This window comes from Flavobacterium sp. ALD4, assembly GCF_002836475.1.
Taxonomy (GTDB): Bacteria; Bacteroidota; Bacteroidia; order Flavobacteriales; family Flavobacteriaceae; genus Flavobacterium.
The window spans coordinates 982,102-998,199 of sequence record NZ_PJBJ01000030.1 but is presented as its reverse complement, the minus strand read 5'-3'; the positions used below and the strand labels follow the sequence as shown (position 1 = coordinate 998,199).

Sequence of the window (16,098 nt, the reverse complement as noted above, 5' to 3'; positions counted from 1 at the left end):
ATTTGCGCAAGTCAATTTGTAGTGTCATTGCTTGCGACGCTGCTTAAATTTTATTGACAAACAGAATATAAAAATGAAAAATATCAGCATTTTAGGTTGCGGTTGGTTAGGGTTACCATTGGCGAAAGCAGTATTGGCAAAAGGGATTCGTGTCAATGGTTCGACTACTTCTCCCGATAAAATTTCGATTTTAGAAAAGGTCGGAATCCATCCTTTTTTAATTGCGCTTGAAGCCGACCGTATTTCTGGTCCAATCGAGGATTTTTTAAAAGGCAGTACAATTCTGATTATTGATATTCCACCCAAATTAAGAGGAATCAACAAAGAAAACTTTGTTAGTAAAATCGAGATCTTAATCCCATTTATCGAGAAATCGACCATTGAAAACATCCTTTTTATCAGTTCAACTTCGGTTTATGGGGATGACAATGATCAAGTGACCGAAGAAACAGTACTAAACCCTGATTCTGAAAGTGGAAAACAATTAGCTATAGTAGAAGGTGTTTTGCAGGGTAACAGTCGTTTTAAAACTACGATACTGCGTTTTGGGGGTTTAATTGGTGAAGATAGAAATCCGATTCGGTTTTTAGCAGGCCGCGAAAACCTCGAAAACCCTGATGCGCCAATTAATTTAATCCATCAAACGGACTGTATTGGTATTATCCTTAAAATAATTGAAAAGAATTCTTGGGGAGAAACCTATAATGCGGCAGCTCCAGCACACCCTTCCCGCGAAGCGTATTATACCAAAAAAGCATTGAAATTAAATTTAGTGCCGCCCAAGTTTAACCATGATACACTTTCGGTTGGAAAAACTATTTTAGAAGATAAATTGGTAAAAAAACTTAACTATACTTTTACAATAACGAACCTATAAAGTGAAGTCTAAAATACACACTGCTTTTTCGACTAAAATAAATGCTGTCGGATTGCCAATAATAGCCTTATGCTGGGTCTGTTTTTTTTGGGGAACTACGTGGATCGCTTCAAAGGAAGGGGTACGACACATGCCTGCATTGCAACTAGCAGGAATTAGACAATTTATCGGAGGTATACTTTACGTTTCCTTTTTCATCTACAAAAAGGAGGTTTGGCCCAAGGGAAAACAATGGAAAACAATCATCATTTTAAGTATTCTTAATTTTGCATTAAGCAATGGATTAAGTACCTGGGGAGTAAAATTCATCAGTAGTGGTTTAGGTGCTATTTTAAATGCTGTTTTCCCATTGTGGATTGTTATCATTACTTTTTTCAGGGGTGAAAAATTAGCGAAGCTAGCTATTCTGGGCCTAACAATCAGTTTTAGCGGTGTTTGCGTCATTTTCTATGATCATCTTAGCGATTTTCTACAACCCGATTTCAGATTTGGAATTCTTCTTTCATTTATCGCAACGATCAGTTGGGCTTTTGGAAGTTTATACACTAAGAAAAAAGCGGCTACTTTCAATCCATATTTTAGCCTTGGACTACAAATGCTGATTTCAAGCTTGATCCTTTTTGCCGTTACTGGTGCAACTGGAACTGGAGTCAATTTAATGTCAATTCCAGCAATTTCATGGTGGTCCATTGCCTACCTTGTAATTATCGGATCCGTATTGTCTTTTATTGCCTACATCTACATGCTGCAAAATCTTCCGGCAGAGATAAATAGCATCTATGCCTACATCAATCCAATTGTCGCTGTTCTGTTAGGTGCTCTGATTTTTGGAGAAGCACTTACAATGGTGATTGCAATTGGAGGTGGAATAACTATTTTTGGTTTGTATATGGTGAATCATTCGATTAGAAAAGCCCGCCGATTGGCCTTAAAAAACACGATTACGTAGACCGTTTTACGCTTTCGCAAAAGCACAAATAAACTAAAAAATCCCAAGCGCTAACTTGGGATTTCTTTTTGCTAAAACTATTTTTTATTACCAGATTTTAACCCTTTTCTCTGGAGCAATATACATACCATCATTTGCTTGAATACCAAACGCCTGGTAAAAGGTATCCACATTTTGCAATGGCACGTAAGCGCGATACATTCCTGGAGAATGTGGATCTGTTTTTACCTGATTTTTAATCGCTTCATCACGCGCTTTAGATCTCCAGATTGTAGCCCAAGAGAAAAAGAACCGTTGTTCTGGTGTATACCCATCAATTAAACCCGGGTTTCCATTTTCTTTTAAATACAATTGTAATCCATCATAAGCGGCATTTATTCCTCCTAAATCACCAATGTTTTCTCCCAAAGTAAATTTACCATCAACAAAAGTTCCTGGTAATGGCTCGAGAGCACTGTACTGAGTTGCAAGAGCTGTGGTCAGCGCTGAAAATTGTTTTGAATCCTCTGCTGTCCACCAATCTACTAAATTCCCTTCGGCATTGTATCGTGATCCTGAATCATCGAACCCATGAGAAATTTCATGTCCGATAACCCCTCCAATTCCTCCATAATTTACCGCTTCGTCTGCTTGGTAATTATAAAATGGTGGTTGTAAAATAGCTGCTGGAAATACAATCTCATTATATGATGCGTTGTAATAAGCATTCACTGTTTGTGGAGACATTCCCCATCTTGTTTTGTCAACTGGCTTAGTTAAGTCTGCAAGATCTTCCTCATAACGCCATTTAGCCATATTTTTTGTGTTTTCAAAATAAGTCCCTCCTTCTTCTGGGTTCTTAATTACTAAGGCTGAATAATCTTTCCATTTGTCAGGATACCCAATTTTAATTTTTGACATGTGTAATTTTTCAACTGCACTTACTTTTGTCTCTGGTGACATCCAAGCAAGGTTATTGATTCGATTTTCAAAAGCAATAAAGATGTTTTTTATCATTTTCTCTGCTTTGGTTTTGGCTTCAGCCGGAAACATCTTTTCTACATATAATTTCCCTAAAGCTTCCCCGATTCTTCCATTAATTACTTGCAAGGCACGTTCATCGCTTGGTCTTTGTTTTACGGCACCTGTCAAGGTCTTACCATAGAACTCAAAGTTTGCATTTTCAATTGCAGTTGACAATTGACTTGAAGCTCTGTTTAATAATGACCAGCGCATATAAGCTTTCCAGTAATCTACTTTATTTTCTTTAAAAACCGACTCTAAAGTAGTCATATACTTCGGTTGTGACACGATTAACGAATCCACGTTTTTCAAACCTATTTTAGTAAAGTAGGTATTCCAGTTGATAGAAGGCGTCAATTTTTGTAAATCGGCGACAGTCATGGGGTTATACGATTTTCTTCTGTCTCTTCTTTCTACACGGTCAAACCTAGGTTTTGACATTTCGATTTCAAGTGCTAAAATCTGTTCCGCATGTGTTTTAGCTTCGGTAGGCTTTTCACCAATAAATCCTAACATTTTAGCTACGTGAAGCACGTATTTCTCTCTTTTTTCTTTTGAATCAGCATCTTCAGAAACATAATAATCCCTGTCTGGTAAACCTACACCTCCAGGCCCCACACTGATTACATTTCTATTACTGTTTTTAGCGTCTGGACCAATGTTTGCGCCAAAGAAACCAATCCCTCCTAAGGGCTCCATTTCGATTAATAAGGCTTCTAAATCCTTGGTGTTTTTAACCGCATCAATTTTTTTTAAGTAGGGTTTTAATGGTGTAATCCCTAATTTATTGCGGCCTACAGTATCAAGTATCGTTTTGTACAAATTGATTGCCTTCCCTTGGTCAGTATCTGATTTGTATTTTGGATTTGTTGCTGCCTCTTTTAAAATTGCCAGAGCATCTGCGTCTGTCTTTTTTCTTAATTCATCAAAGCTTCCCCAACGTGTTCTGTCAGAAGGAATTTCAGTATTGTCTAACCATGTCCCGTTTACATATCGGAAAAAGTCGTTGGCAGGCTTCACTGACTTGTCCATATAATTGACATTAATACCCGGTTCTTTTACGGGTGGAACTGTTTGTGCCTGCGTAACTGTAAGTCCAAAAAGTGCAGGAATCACAAAAAGAAGCTGCCTGTTGCTGTTTTTTTTCATTTTTATAGTTGATTAGTTATCTTAATTTATCTTTTTTAGACTTCGCAATTTATAAAAGGTTTAATCAAAAAAGCCAATAATTTCATATCCTTTATTTCAAAAGTCTCTTCAATTGAAATGCTTGAAATATTTATTGGTGGTTTCCTTTTTTTTTAAATTAGGAAATCCCAAGCTTTCACTTGGGATTTTTTAGTCATGGTAGTTTGACAACTACCAGATCTTAACTCTTTTATCAGGTTCAATATACATACCGTCGCCTTTTTTAATGTCAAATGCCTTATAAAAAGCATCAACATTTTGAGCCGGCACATACGCACGGTACATTCCTGGAGAATGTGGATCCGTTTTTACTTGGTTTTTAATCGCTTCATCACGTGATTTGGTTCTCCAAACCGTGGTCCAAGAAATAAAGAAACGTTGCTCTGGGGTGAACCCGTCTATGAGTCCTGGATTTTTATTGTCTTTTAAATACAATTGTAGACCATCATAAGCGGCATTTATTCCTCCCAAGTCACCAATGTTTTCTCCAAGAGTAAATTTACCATCTACATGAACTCCTGGAAGCGGTTCTAATGCGCTGTATTGGTCTGAAAGAGCAGTTCCCAGCGCCGTAAATCGTGTTAAATCTTCAGCTGTCCACCAGTCAATTAAATTTCCATCTGCATTGTAACGAGCGCCTGAGTCATCAAATCCATGAGAGATTTCGTGACCGATAACAGCTCCAATTCCACCGTAATTTACAGCTTCATCTGCTTGGTAATTATAGAATGGTGCCTGTAAAATAGCTGCCGGAAATACAATCTCGTTATACGACGGATTATAGTAAGCATTTACTGTTTGTGGCGACATGTACCACTCTGTTTTATCAACTGGTTTGTCTAACTTGTCGATATCTTTCTGGAAACTCCAACGGGAAAGATTTTTTATGTTTTCGAAATAGCTTCCACCCTCGGCTATACTTTCTATATTCAATCTCGAATAATCTTTCCACTTATCTGGGTATCCGATTTTGATGTTAATCTTATTCAATTTTTCAATCGCTTTCACTTTTGTCTCTGCTGACATCCAAGTTAAATTATTAATCCGATTTTGATATGCCAAAATAATATTACGGATCATTTTCTCCGCTTTTTCTTTTGCTTCAGCAGGAAACATCTTTTCAACATACAATTTACCTAAAGCTTCACCAATTGTTCCGTTAACCGTTTGCAAAGCTCTTTCTTCAATTGGTCTTTGTTTAATTGCTCCGGTTAGTGTCTTTCCGTAAAAATCAAAATTAGCTGCATCGACCGTAGTCGACAATAAACCTGTTGAACCGTTTAATAAAGTCCACTTCATATATTCTTTCCATGCAGAAACATTGTTTTCAGAAAGTATTGTTTGCAACGCTTTCATGTATTTTGGTTGCGCAACGATTACTGTATCTAACTTTGTAAAACCAATACCCGCAAAATAGTCGCTCCAATTAATTGCCGGCGTCATTTTCTGTAATTCTGCAATGGTCATCGGGTTGTATTGCAATCTGCCGTCTCTTCGCTCTACGCGGTCCAACCGTGGTTTAGACATCTCGATTTCCAAAGCTAAAATTTGACTAGCACTTGCTTTGGCTTGCACTGGAGTCTCTCCTATAAACTGAAGCATCCTAGCAATATGTTGCTCGTATTTATCTCTTTTTTCCTTCGTATCTTTTTCTTGTGAAGAATAATAATCCTGATCGGGCAAACCTAACCTTCCAACACCTACACTTAATGAGTTTTTAGCGCTGTTTTTATCATCAGCACCCACTCCTACCCCAAAAAAACCTATCCCACCAGTAGGTTCCATTTCAATTAATAACTTTTGCAAGTCTTTAGTGTTTTTGACCTTATCAATTTTTGCCAAATAAAGCTTTAACGGGCCAATACCCTGTTTATCTCTTGCAACCGTGTCCAAAATTGAATTGAATAAGTTAATTGCTTTTCCCTGATCCGTTGTTGATTTATAAATTGGATTTTTTGATGCTTCTTTCAAAATAGTTAAGGCATCTTTATCGGTTTTTTTAAGCAATTCATTAAAACTTCCCCAAGAAGTTCTGTCACTTGGAATTTCGGTTTTATCAAGCCAAGTTCCATTTACGAATCGGAAAAAATCATCTGCGGGTTTTACTGTATTATCAAAAAACGAAACATTTATTCCCGGTTCTTTACTTGAGGTAACGGTTTGAGCTTGAGCCTCCGCAAAAGCAATCATTGCGGGAACCACTAAAAGAAGCCCCTTATTGAGTTTTATTTTCATTTTAATTGAATAGTTGGTTAGTTTCACAAAACTATCGATAAAAAATATAGCAGTGTCAAAACACTTGTTAAAATTACAATGGTATAAATTAACGGTAAAAAGCCCCGTTTTTTGTATTTTTACAAAAATTATTTATATGAAATCCATTTATATGAAATACCGAATATTTATTGGTGTTTTCCTAGTCTTCTCCATTATCACGCTATGCTTGTTTTATATAGCCCTCAAGCCCACTAAAAGCCTTCCTACGTACAATCCTTCTGACGTAAATCCAGAGCTAGTAGACAGCACCATACAATACATCAGTAAATACCACACCATAGCCGACTTTTCATTTGTCAATCAAAACGGAAAGACCATCACTCAAAAAGATTATGAAGGCAAGATCTATGTAGCCGATTTTTTCTTTACTACCTGTGGCTCCATTTGTCCAAAAATGACTGCAAATTTATTTGAAGTCCAAAAAGCGATTATTGATAACCCAAAAGTGATGTTACTTTCGCATACTGTGTTTCCAGAAACAGACAGTGTACCCGTTTTAAAAGCATATGCAATGAAATATGGCGTCAATGATAAAAAATGGAACTTGGTTACCGGTGATAAAAAAGAAATATACACCATGGCCCGAAAGTCCTACTTGGCTGTAAAACTGGGAAAACCGAGCGAGCTATACGATATGGTTCATACCGAAAATTTTGTATTAGTCGATGCTAAAAAAAGGGTGCGTGGTTTTTATGACGGTACCAAAAAAGAGGATATCGAAAAATTAATAATCGATATTAATTTTTTAAGCAACGAGTAGCACTGCCAAACGAAAGTAAATAACTTTTTACTATTTAATACCAAGCTCTTTAATACTTTTGCTTGATCCTAATTTATTTGAGTGTCAGTATAAAAGTGACAATTAACATTCGTTTTAGTATTAAAATATGTATTTTTGCAATATTAATTCAATCTAAATAAGACTTGCGAACAACGATAAATTCACTTAAAAAAGGGGATAAAGCCATTATCAAAGATTTTGATATTGACATCATTCCATTAAAGCTACTCGAGATGGGCTGCTTGCCTGGAAATACGGTTGAATTGCTTCAAATCGCACCTTTTGGAGACCCTTTATATTTAAACATTAACGGTTCCCATTTAGCTATTCGAGTTGAAACAGCTCAAGAGATTGAAGTTGAACTAATCAAAATCAAGCTTTAATGATTAATCAGAATATTAATATTGCTTTAATAGGCAACCCAAATACAGGAAAAACTTCGGTTTTTAATCAGCTTACCGGCCTCAATCAGCAAGTTGGTAATTATCCAGGAATCACTGTTGAGAAAAAAATTGGTTTCTGCAAATTACCCAATAATGTTAAAGGAAATATACTGGATTTACCAGGTACATACAGTCTGAACGCCAGTTCCATCGATGAAAATGTTGTCATTGAATTAATGCTGAACAAAAAGGACAAATTATATCCTGATGTAGCAATCGTAGTTACTGACGTAGAAAATTTGAAACGTAATTTACTGTTGTTTACCCAAATAAAAGATTTAGAAATCCCAACCATTTTAGTCATTAATATGGCTGACAGAATGGAATATAAAGGGATTACCTTAAATATACCCTATTTAGAAGAGCACCTAAAAACAAAAATTGCCCTGATCAGTTCTCGAAAAGGCTATGGTATTGATGAATTAAAAGATTTGATTGTCAACTACAAATCCATTCCAACGGAACCCTGTCTGAATGCCTCAAGCATAGACCCAGAATACTTCAACAGCCTTCGTAAAGCATTCCCTAATCAATTATTGTATAAATTGTGGCTGGTAATCACCCAAGACGTGAATTTCTTAAATTTAGAACGTAAAGAGATTCAAGGTTCCTTTACTAAATCGCATTCAGATTTAAAACGATTGCAACAAAAAGAAACCATTAAACGCTACCAATTTATTAATGACGTCTTGAAAGAGGGCTTAAAAGTAGACGCCTCAATTGCCAAAGATTTTCGCAGTAAACTCGATCGAGTGTTGACCCACAAACTGTGGGGATATGTTATTTTCTTTGTCATCTTATTTGTGATCTTTCAATCTATTTTCGAATGGTCCAAAGTCCCAATGGATTTTATAGACAGTACTTTTGCTTCGTTAAGCACTTTAGCAAATAACGAACTGCCGGCGGGTGTATTAACTAATTTAGTATCCCAAGGAATTATTCCCGGCATTGGAGGAATTCTGATTTTCATTCCACAAATTGCCTTCTTGTTTCTTTTTATTTCCCTTTTAGAAGAAAGTGGTTATATGAGTAGAGTGGTCTTCTTAATGGATAAAATCATGCGGAATTTCGGCTTATCAGGAAAAAGTGTAGTCCCTTTAATTTCCGGAACAGCCTGTGCTATACCGGCAATTATGGCAACACGAAATATTGAAAACTGGAAGGAGCGTTTAATAACCATTCTAGTTACTCCGTTCACAACGTGTTCTGCCAGATTGCCCGTTTATGCAATTATTATCGCGTTAGTAATTCCGGATACGTATGTCTTGGGCATATTTAATCTTCAAGGATTGACATTAATGTTACTGTATCTAATCGGTTTCGCAATGGCAATATTCTCAGCTTACATTCTAAATATAATCCTGAAAATAAAGTGTAAAACTTTCTTTGTAGTAGAAATGCCAAGCTATAAACTGCCCATGTTAAAAAACGTAGCACTTAATGTTATTGAAAAAACAAAAGCATTTGTTTTTGGCGCGGGAAAAATAATTCTAGCAATATCAATTGTACTATGGTTCATGGCCTCTTATGGTCCTGGGGAAAAATTCAATAACGCAGAAGCTATACAATTTTCAAAAACGGAAAACGCTGGCTTACCACAAGAGGAACTAGAGAATAAAGTAGCTGCTTACAAACTAGAGAACTCTTACATTGGAATCATGGGAAAAAGTATTGAACCTGCTATTTCTCCTCTAGGGTACGACTGGAAAATTGGAATCGCAATCATTAGCTCTTTTGCGGCGCGAGAAGTCTTCGTAGGTACATTAGCCACTATTTACAGTGTAGGAAGTACTGGAAATGAAGACACTATAAAAAATAAAATGGCGGCAGAAGTCAATCCCGTAACTGGTGAGAAAATATTTAATTTTGCTTCAGGGATTTCTTTGTTGTTATTCTATGCTTTTGCCTTGCAGTGCGCAAGTACGATTGCGATAACGAGAAAAGAAACCAACTCTTGGAAGTGGCCATTAGGGCAGCTTATATTGATGAGTGCCTTTGCATACATCGTAGCGCTCATTGCGTATCAAATTCTAAAGTAATTTATCCGCAGCACTTTTTTATACTTATCAACAAACGTTAAAATTTACACTTTTATTATTTTTAATTTGTCTAAATAAGTTTTGGAATATACCTTTGCACGCAGAATTAATTTAAATAAAAAAATGAGGAATAATATAATTGTAGCTTCTTTATTAGTTACATCCGTTTTGTTTGCACAAGAAAAAGAATTTTCAAAAAATCAAAAAGATAGTATTGAAAGTTTGAATGCAGTAATCATTACCACAGACGCAATTATAGGAAGTAAATTCAACGCCAAAAACAAAGCAGGTTCTACTTATTTTATATCTCCAAAAGAATTAAAAACCTTCAACTATGATGATGTTTCTCGAATTCTAAGAACTGTACCAGGACTAACTATTCAAGAAGAAGATGGTTTTGGCTTACGACCAAACATTGGAATGCGAGGAACCAGCCCTAACCGAAGCGAGAAAATAACATTAATGGAAGATGGGGTTCTTATTGCACCAGCACCATACTCTGCTCCTGCAGCGTATTATTTCCCAACAGTAAGCAGAATGCAATCTTTCGAAATATTAAAAGGTGGAAGCCAGATTCAATACGGCCCCTACACTACCGGAGGTGCTATCAACATGGTTTCTACTCAAATTCCAAGACGTTTTTCAGGCCGTGTCACTGCTAGCATAGGAAGTTTTAATACAAAGAAAACCTATGTCAATATTGGTGATCAACATAAAAACTATGGTTACGTTTTAGAATACAACAATCGAAATTCAGATGGATTCAAAACAATTGACAATAGTTCAAAAAAAACAGGCTTCATAGGAAACGACTATGTGGCAAAATTTAGAATTAACTCAGATGCTGATGCAAAAGTATATCAATCGTTAACCGCTAAAATTCAATATAGCGAAGACTTCGCGAATGAAACCTACCTTGGATTAACCGACGACGATTATAGAAAAAGTCCCTACAGAAGATATGTAGGTTCTAGCGAAGATTACATAGATGCAGAACACCGTCAAATCATGCTAACGCACTTAATAAAACCTACCAAAAACTTTAACATAGTCACTAAAGCCTATAAAAACCAATTTTCTAGAAACTGGTATAAATTAGACGCTTTAAAATTAGGTTCCTCTAAAGTTAGTATAAATAACATCCTAACAGACCCTACCGCTTATAATGCAGAATACCGCGCTATATCCGGTGCTAATAACACAATAGACAATGCATTATTAGTAAAAGCAAATAATCGCAAATATGAGGCTAAAGGAATTCAATCGGTCGGAAACTACAGCTTCGAAACTGGTAAGGTAAAACACGATATTGATTTTGGAATTCGCTACCATGAGGATTATGAGGATCGTTTCCAATGGATCGATGGATATGCTATACAAAATGGAGTAATGAACAGAACCAGCAATGGAACTCCAGGCACAGACGCCAATTCAATTATAAAGGCAGAAGCTATTGCAGCACATATTCTCTATAATTTAACTTTTGATAAATTCACTTTCACACCCGGCATTCGTTATGAAGACATCAAGCTAAATTCACTGAACTATGGAACTAATGATGTTACTAGAGCAGGAACAACTTTAGCGAGAGCTAATAATAAGACCAACGTATGGATCCCAGGTTTAGGAATTCTTTACAAAATCAGTGATGGTTACAATATATTTACCAGTGTTCACAAAGGGTTTTCGCCTCCAGGAATCAAGGCAGGAGAAGATGCTGAAAACAGTTTGAACACAGAATTAGGTTTTCGTTTCGATAAAGGAGCGTTACACGGAGAGGTTATAGGATATTATAACAATTTCTCTAATCTACAAGGTTCTGATTCTATGTCTGGCGGTGGCGCTGGAACAGGCGATTTATTTAATGCGGGTGCAGCTACCGTAAAAGGAATTGAGCTATTGGCGACTTATGATGTAATCGACAACAGGGAAAAAAGATTCAAGTTACCCGTTACTTTATCATATACTTTCACTGATACTAAATTGAAAAACAACTTCAAGAGTTCTATTTGGGGTACAGTAGAAAGTGGTGATGAAATTCCATACATCGCCAAAAATCAATTGGCAATCACCGCCGCTTTAGAAACTACAAAATTCAACTTTTCTGTTAGCGGTAAATACGTAGATGCCTTCAGGACGCTTGCCGGGACTGGAACCATTCCTGCGCAAAACAAAGTACCTTCTAATTTTATTATTGATTTATCAGCTAGATATCACGTCTCGGAATACATCAGCCTAATGGGTAATGTCATCAATGTATTAGACAAAGAATATGCCGTTTCTAGAGTTCCAGCAGGCTTAAGACCTGGACATCCTTTTGGAATAAACTTCGGAATTATGGCAGAATTCTAAAGACCGCTAAATAGTTTAACTTAAAAAGCAACCTTTTTCGGTTGCTTTTTCTTATTTTTGTACTATGGATATTCAAGAAATAATAGCTTTTGTTGCACTTGGAATAGCTTTAGTCTTCCTAAGTAAAAAATTCTTTTTCAAAAAGAAAAAATCTGCTAAAGATTGTGGCAGTGGAGATTGCGGATGTCACTAAACTATTTGCTATACCCTATTTTTATATAGTACGCTTTAGGGTCAATTTTAACACCCTCTTTTGGGTAAGGTACAACATTGATACTCTTTATGTTTTTTTGACTCCGAGGTAGGTAATTCATAAACCATTCTTTGTTTATTTGATCGTTTTTTTCGGAAACGACTAATTCTTCCTCTTTAATCAGTTTTTTGCCCTCATAAACAGATACAACCACTTTAATTTCCCCCACCCAAATACATCTAACTCCTTCAGGACACCGGGAGTCTGAAAGCACCTCTTTTAAAACCAGCTGAACTCCTTTTTGATTGGAACACACTTTTTGAATGACTTTTACGTATTTGACCCTTTGAGATTTTGAACTTTGCGCGAAAGCAAAACTGCTGATAAAGATAAAAAGGAATAGTACTGACTTTTTCATATGCTATATTTAAAAGGTAAATCTAAGCTTTCTTTCAATAGAAATTAATAAAGACTAGAGCTTCCTACCCGAGAGCCACATCCAAAACCATCATGACAATAAATCCGCCAATAAATCCCATCGTAGCAATATCGGTGTTTTTATCCTGTTGCGTTTCTGGGATTACTTCTTCTACTACCACAAAAATCATTGCGCCTGCGGCAAAAGCCAAAGCATACGGTAAAATTGGGGTGAAAAAAGTGACTGCAAAAGCCCCTAAAACAGCTGCAACAGGCTCAACTAAAGCTGATCCTTGTCCGTACATAAAACTTTTCGATCTACTCATCCCCATACGTCGCAACGGCATTGCTACGGCAATTCCTTCTGGAAAATTCTGAATTCCAATCCCAATAGCTAATGTAATTGCTCCTGCAATAGAAGCTTCCGGAATACCAGCTGCCACTCCACCAAAAAGAACTCCAACAGCCAATCCTTCCGGAATATTGTGCAGTGTAATTGCCGAAACCAACAAGGTAGTTCGTTGCCATGGTGATTTAATTCCTTCGCTGACTTTAAAATTGATATGAAGATGGGGCAATACTTTATCAATCCCAAAAATAAACAAGGCACCAAGGAAAAAACCAATGGATGCCGGCATCACTTTAGCAAAACCTTCCCCGCCGGTCATTTCTATGGCTGGAGCCAATAAACTCCAAAAACTGGCTGCAACCATTACACCTCCGGTAAACCCGAGCATTCCATCAAGCACCACACGGTTCATGGTTTTAAACATAAAAACGAAAGACGCCCCTAAAGCCGTTAGAAACCAGGTGAATAAACTAGCATATAAAGCGGCTAATATTGGGTCAATGCTTGTGAAATAATCAACTATAAATTGAAACATAATTATTTGATATATAAATTACTTGCTATTTTATTTGAAATCGATAAACTCTCGTCATCCACTTTTATTTTTACGGACAAATCAAAACTTTCTTTACTTACTACCTCTATTATAGAGCCCAAAGCGATTCCTTGTTTGTCTAAATATTTCAAGAACTCTGATGAAGTATCTTTCACTCCCACACAAATCCCTTTTTGATTCTCGGCCAGTTCCGAAAGTAATTGCTTATCAATTTTTAAAATTTGTCCTTCAGCATTCGGAATGGGATCGCCGTGAGGATCTTCAGTAGGATTTCCTAAAAAATCATCCAGTTTATTAATCAGTTTTTCTGATTTTATATGTTCTAATTGTTCTGCGATTTCATGTACCTCGTCCCAAGAAAAATCTAATTTTTCTACCAAGAAAACTTCCCAAAGCCGGTGCTTTCTAACAATCATTTTAGCCGCTAACTTGCCCCGCTCTGTCAGGGAAACTCCACGATATTTTACATAATTTACCAAATCTTTTTCGGCTAATTTCTTGAGCATGTCGGTGACGGAGGACGCTTTTGTGTCCATCATTTCGGCAATGGCATTGGTACTCACTTCGGCGTTGGAAACCACTGTGAGATGATAGATGCCTTTAAGATAATTTTCTTCTGAGAATGTCATTTATATATATGTTTTAGCCCCGATAATAGCGGCATCCTTTATTTTTTTCTTTAAAAAAATAAAGATAAAGCGGATAGCGGGATTAGGCTCCTTATTATTTTAATTTTTTACGATCAACAATGGAATAGAAATCTTGTGTCGCAATTTGTCAACGGTAGTTCCAAAAACTAAATCTTTGAATCCAGTATGACCGTGGGTTCCCATGACCAAAACATCAAAATTTCCTTCATTGATAATCTCCGGTATTACTTTATTTGGCTTACCAAAGCCCAGTTGAATGGTTACTTTAAAGCCTTTTTCTGACAGAATCACTTTGTACTTTTCCAATAATTTTTCATCGACTGATGTTTCATGATCATCAATATTCTCCCCATAAATCATTGCACCAACCGTTTCTACTACATGAATCAACGTATAGTTAGCTGCTGTACCCCCTAATTCAAAGGCGCTATTCAATGCGATTTCATCAGCAGATGAGAAATCAACAGAAACGGCAATATCTTTTTTAGCATAGCTTTCTGATTTAGAAAATTTCAGCTTTAAATTATGTGGCGAATGGTTTTGAACTGTGATTTTTGACTTCGTTACAAACGGCTTAAACACAATGTACAGTAATAATATCAAGAAACTTAATGCCAATGGAACAACCGTAAGCCATAAAAGAATAGGGTTTTCTGAAGCTTCTAACCAACCGCTTATTTCATCATAAACTAATTTCCCATTCAGTGCCACAATAATAGAAGCCACAATCCAGGATGCTACTTGTGTTGTTCTACTAATATGAAACCCCCGCATTTTAGATTTATCACTTACAAAATGAATCAGCGGAATAATGGCAAAACCCAGTTGCAAACTCAAAATCACCTGACTCAAAATCAATAATTTCCCTGTCACCCCTTCCCCAAAGATACTAATTACGACAACTGCCGGAATAATGGCAATCAGTCGAGTGATTATTCTGCGCACCCAAGGCTGAATCCTTAAATTAAGATAACCTTCCATGATAATTTGACCGGCTAACGTTCCTGTTATCGTCGAACTTTGTCCTGCAGCGATCAAGGCTACGGCGAATAAAATAGATGCCCATTTAGTCCCTAATAATGGAGCTAAAAACTTATGCGCATCTTGAATTTCGGCAACTTCATACATTCCCACTTTATAGAAGGTGGCAGCAGCCAAAATTAATATCGACGCATTTACAAAAAAAGCCAAATTCAATGCAATCGTCGAATCAATAAAATTATATTTTAAAGCCTGCTTTATACCTGCCGTAGTTCTGTCAAATTTTCTGGTTTGCACCAATGAAGAATGCAGATATAAATTATGTGGCATCACGGTAGCCCCTATAATACCAATTGCAATGTATAATGCTGTTTCGTTAGGCATAGAAGGAATTAAACCATAAATCACATCCCCCATATCAGGCTGTGCAAAAATCATTTCAAAAATAAAAGAAACCCCTATTACCATAACCAGTACTATGATAAAAGCTTCCATTTTTCGGATACCTTTATTGATCAAGAACAGCAACAGGAACGTGTCCAATACCGTAATAATTACTCCTTCAATAAGCGGGATACCAAACAATAGATTTATACCAATTGCCATTCCTAACACTTCAGCAAGATCACAGGCGGCAATGGCAACTTCAGCCAAAAAGTAAAGAATGTAATTGATAAATCGCGAATATGTTTCCCGCGAAGCCTGAGCTAAATCACGCTGGGTAACAATTCCTAATCGCGCACTTAAACTTTGAAGCAACAAAGCCATGATGTTACTCATCAATAAAACCCAAAGTAACGAATACCCAAATTGGCTACCTCCTGCAAGATCAGTCGCCCAGTTTCCCGGGTCCATATATCCTACGCTAATCAAGTATGCAGGACCGAAAAAAGCTAATATTTTCCTAAAAGCTGACTTCTTATTTAGAGTCGAAACCGATTCGTTTACTTCCTCTAAGGACTTTCCCATGTTCTAACAATTTGAGGCAAATGTAATTATGTTTTTTTGTTATATCAAATATAATTTTTAGCTTTGCCTAAATAT

12 protein-coding genes are annotated in these 16,098 nt (G+C 36.6%); 6 read left to right on the top strand and 6 right to left on the bottom strand.

Features of this window, described 5'->3' with window-relative positions; genetic code table 11:
* Positions 1-73: 73 nt before the first annotated feature.
* Positions 74-877: an SDR family NAD(P)-dependent oxidoreductase gene (locus tag CXF59_RS13130; protein WP_198554696.1), complete on the top strand. Its 804-nt coding sequence runs from the start codon at positions 74-76 to the stop codon at positions 875-877.
* Between the two features lies 1 nt (position 878).
* Entirely contained in the window at positions 879-1,826 is a 948-nt protein-coding gene (locus tag CXF59_RS13125) for a DMT family transporter (protein ID WP_232758869.1), read from the top strand.
* Between the two features lie 87 nt (positions 1,827-1,913).
* Here CXF59_RS13125 and CXF59_RS13120 read toward each other — a convergent pair whose 3' ends face one another.
* Both CXF59_RS13120 and CXF59_RS13115 read right to left on the bottom strand, forming a co-directional pair.
* Positions 1,914-3,977, bottom strand: a complete 2,064-nt coding sequence (locus tag CXF59_RS13120) for a M13 family metallopeptidase (RefSeq protein WP_101138202.1) — start codon at positions 3,975-3,977, stop codon at positions 1,914-1,916.
* Positions 3,978-4,187: 210 nt separating this feature from the next.
* Positions 4,188-6,251, bottom strand: a complete 2,064-nt coding sequence (locus CXF59_RS13115) for a M13 family metallopeptidase (RefSeq protein ID WP_101138201.1) — start codon at positions 6,249-6,251, stop codon at positions 4,188-4,190.
* 136 nt (positions 6,252-6,387) lie between these two features.
* On the opposite strand from CXF59_RS13115, the gene CXF59_RS13110 reads away from it, so the two are divergent.
* From CXF59_RS13110 to CXF59_RS13095, 4 genes are all read left to right on the top strand, one after another.
* Positions 6,388-7,053, top strand: coding sequence for an SCO family protein (locus tag CXF59_RS13110; protein WP_101138200.1), 666 nt, complete (start codon positions 6,388-6,390; stop codon positions 7,051-7,053).
* A gap of 164 nt (positions 7,054-7,217) precedes the next feature.
* Positions 7,218-7,457 carry a FeoA family protein gene (locus tag CXF59_RS13105; RefSeq protein ID WP_101138199.1) on the top strand — a complete coding sequence of 80 codons (240 nt, stop codon included), beginning with the start codon at positions 7,218-7,220 and terminating at the stop codon, positions 7,455-7,457.
* The gene (feoB, locus tag CXF59_RS13100; protein ID WP_101138198.1) at positions 7,457-9,556 is read left to right on the top strand and encodes a ferrous iron transport protein B; all 2,100 of its coding nucleotides are present in this window, start codon (positions 7,457-7,459) and stop codon (positions 9,554-9,556) included. The genes CXF59_RS13105 and feoB overlap by 1 nt, the downstream gene beginning before the upstream one ends.
* Positions 9,557-9,679: 123 nt before the next feature.
* A complete protein-coding gene (locus CXF59_RS13095) occupies positions 9,680-11,908 on the top strand; it encodes a TonB-dependent receptor domain-containing protein (RefSeq protein WP_101138197.1) in 2,229 nt (742 codons plus the stop codon).
* A gap of 194 nt (positions 11,909-12,102) precedes the next feature.
* Here CXF59_RS13095 and CXF59_RS13085 read toward each other — a convergent pair whose 3' ends face one another.
* From CXF59_RS13085 to CXF59_RS13070, 4 genes are all read right to left on the bottom strand, one after another.
* Positions 12,103-12,519: a hypothetical protein gene (locus tag CXF59_RS13085; protein WP_101138195.1), complete on the bottom strand. Its 417-nt coding sequence runs from the start codon at positions 12,517-12,519 to the stop codon at positions 12,103-12,105.
* A gap of 64 nt (positions 12,520-12,583) precedes the next feature.
* Positions 12,584-13,402 (bottom strand): ZIP family metal transporter, encoded by an 819-nt coding sequence (locus CXF59_RS13080; RefSeq protein ID WP_101138194.1) that lies wholly within the window; start codon positions 13,400-13,402, stop codon positions 12,584-12,586.
* A gap of 2 nt (positions 13,403-13,404) precedes the next feature.
* Entirely contained in the window at positions 13,405-14,052 is a 648-nt protein-coding gene (locus CXF59_RS13075) for a metal-dependent transcriptional regulator (RefSeq protein WP_101138193.1), read from the bottom strand.
* Between the two features lie 99 nt (positions 14,053-14,151).
* Complete coding sequence (locus CXF59_RS13070) at positions 14,152-16,023, bottom strand: Nramp family divalent metal transporter (protein ID WP_101138192.1); 1,872 nt, start codon at positions 16,021-16,023, stop codon at positions 14,152-14,154.
* Positions 16,024-16,098 lie beyond the last annotated feature (75 nt).

Coding starts and splice junctions, on each gene's coding strand:
- feoB (WP_101138198.1), top strand. CDS start 7,457: ATGATTAATCAGAATATTAATATTGCTTTAATAGGCAACCCAAATACA.
- CXF59_RS13080 (WP_101138194.1), bottom strand. CDS start 13,402: ATGTTTCAATTTATAGTTGATTATTTCACAAGCATTGACCCAATATTA.
- CXF59_RS13070 (WP_101138192.1), bottom strand. CDS start 16,023: ATGGGAAAGTCCTTAGAGGAAGTAAACGAATCGGTTTCGACTCTAAAT.
- CXF59_RS13115 (WP_101138201.1), bottom strand. CDS start 6,251: ATGAAAATAAAACTCAATAAGGGGCTTCTTTTAGTGGTTCCCGCAATG.
- CXF59_RS13085 (WP_101138195.1), bottom strand. CDS start 12,519: ATGAAAAAGTCAGTACTATTCCTTTTTATCTTTATCAGCAGTTTTGCT.
- CXF59_RS13075 (WP_101138193.1), bottom strand. CDS start 14,052: ATGACATTCTCAGAAGAAAATTATCTTAAAGGCATCTATCATCTCACA.
- CXF59_RS13095 (WP_101138197.1), top strand. CDS start 9,680: ATGAGGAATAATATAATTGTAGCTTCTTTATTAGTTACATCCGTTTTG.
- CXF59_RS13130 (WP_198554696.1), top strand. CDS start 74: ATGAAAAATATCAGCATTTTAGGTTGCGGTTGGTTAGGGTTACCATTG.
- CXF59_RS13110 (WP_101138200.1), top strand. CDS start 6,388: ATGAAATCCATTTATATGAAATACCGAATATTTATTGGTGTTTTCCTA.
- CXF59_RS13120 (WP_101138202.1), bottom strand. CDS start 3,977: ATGAAAAAAAACAGCAACAGGCAGCTTCTTTTTGTGATTCCTGCACTT.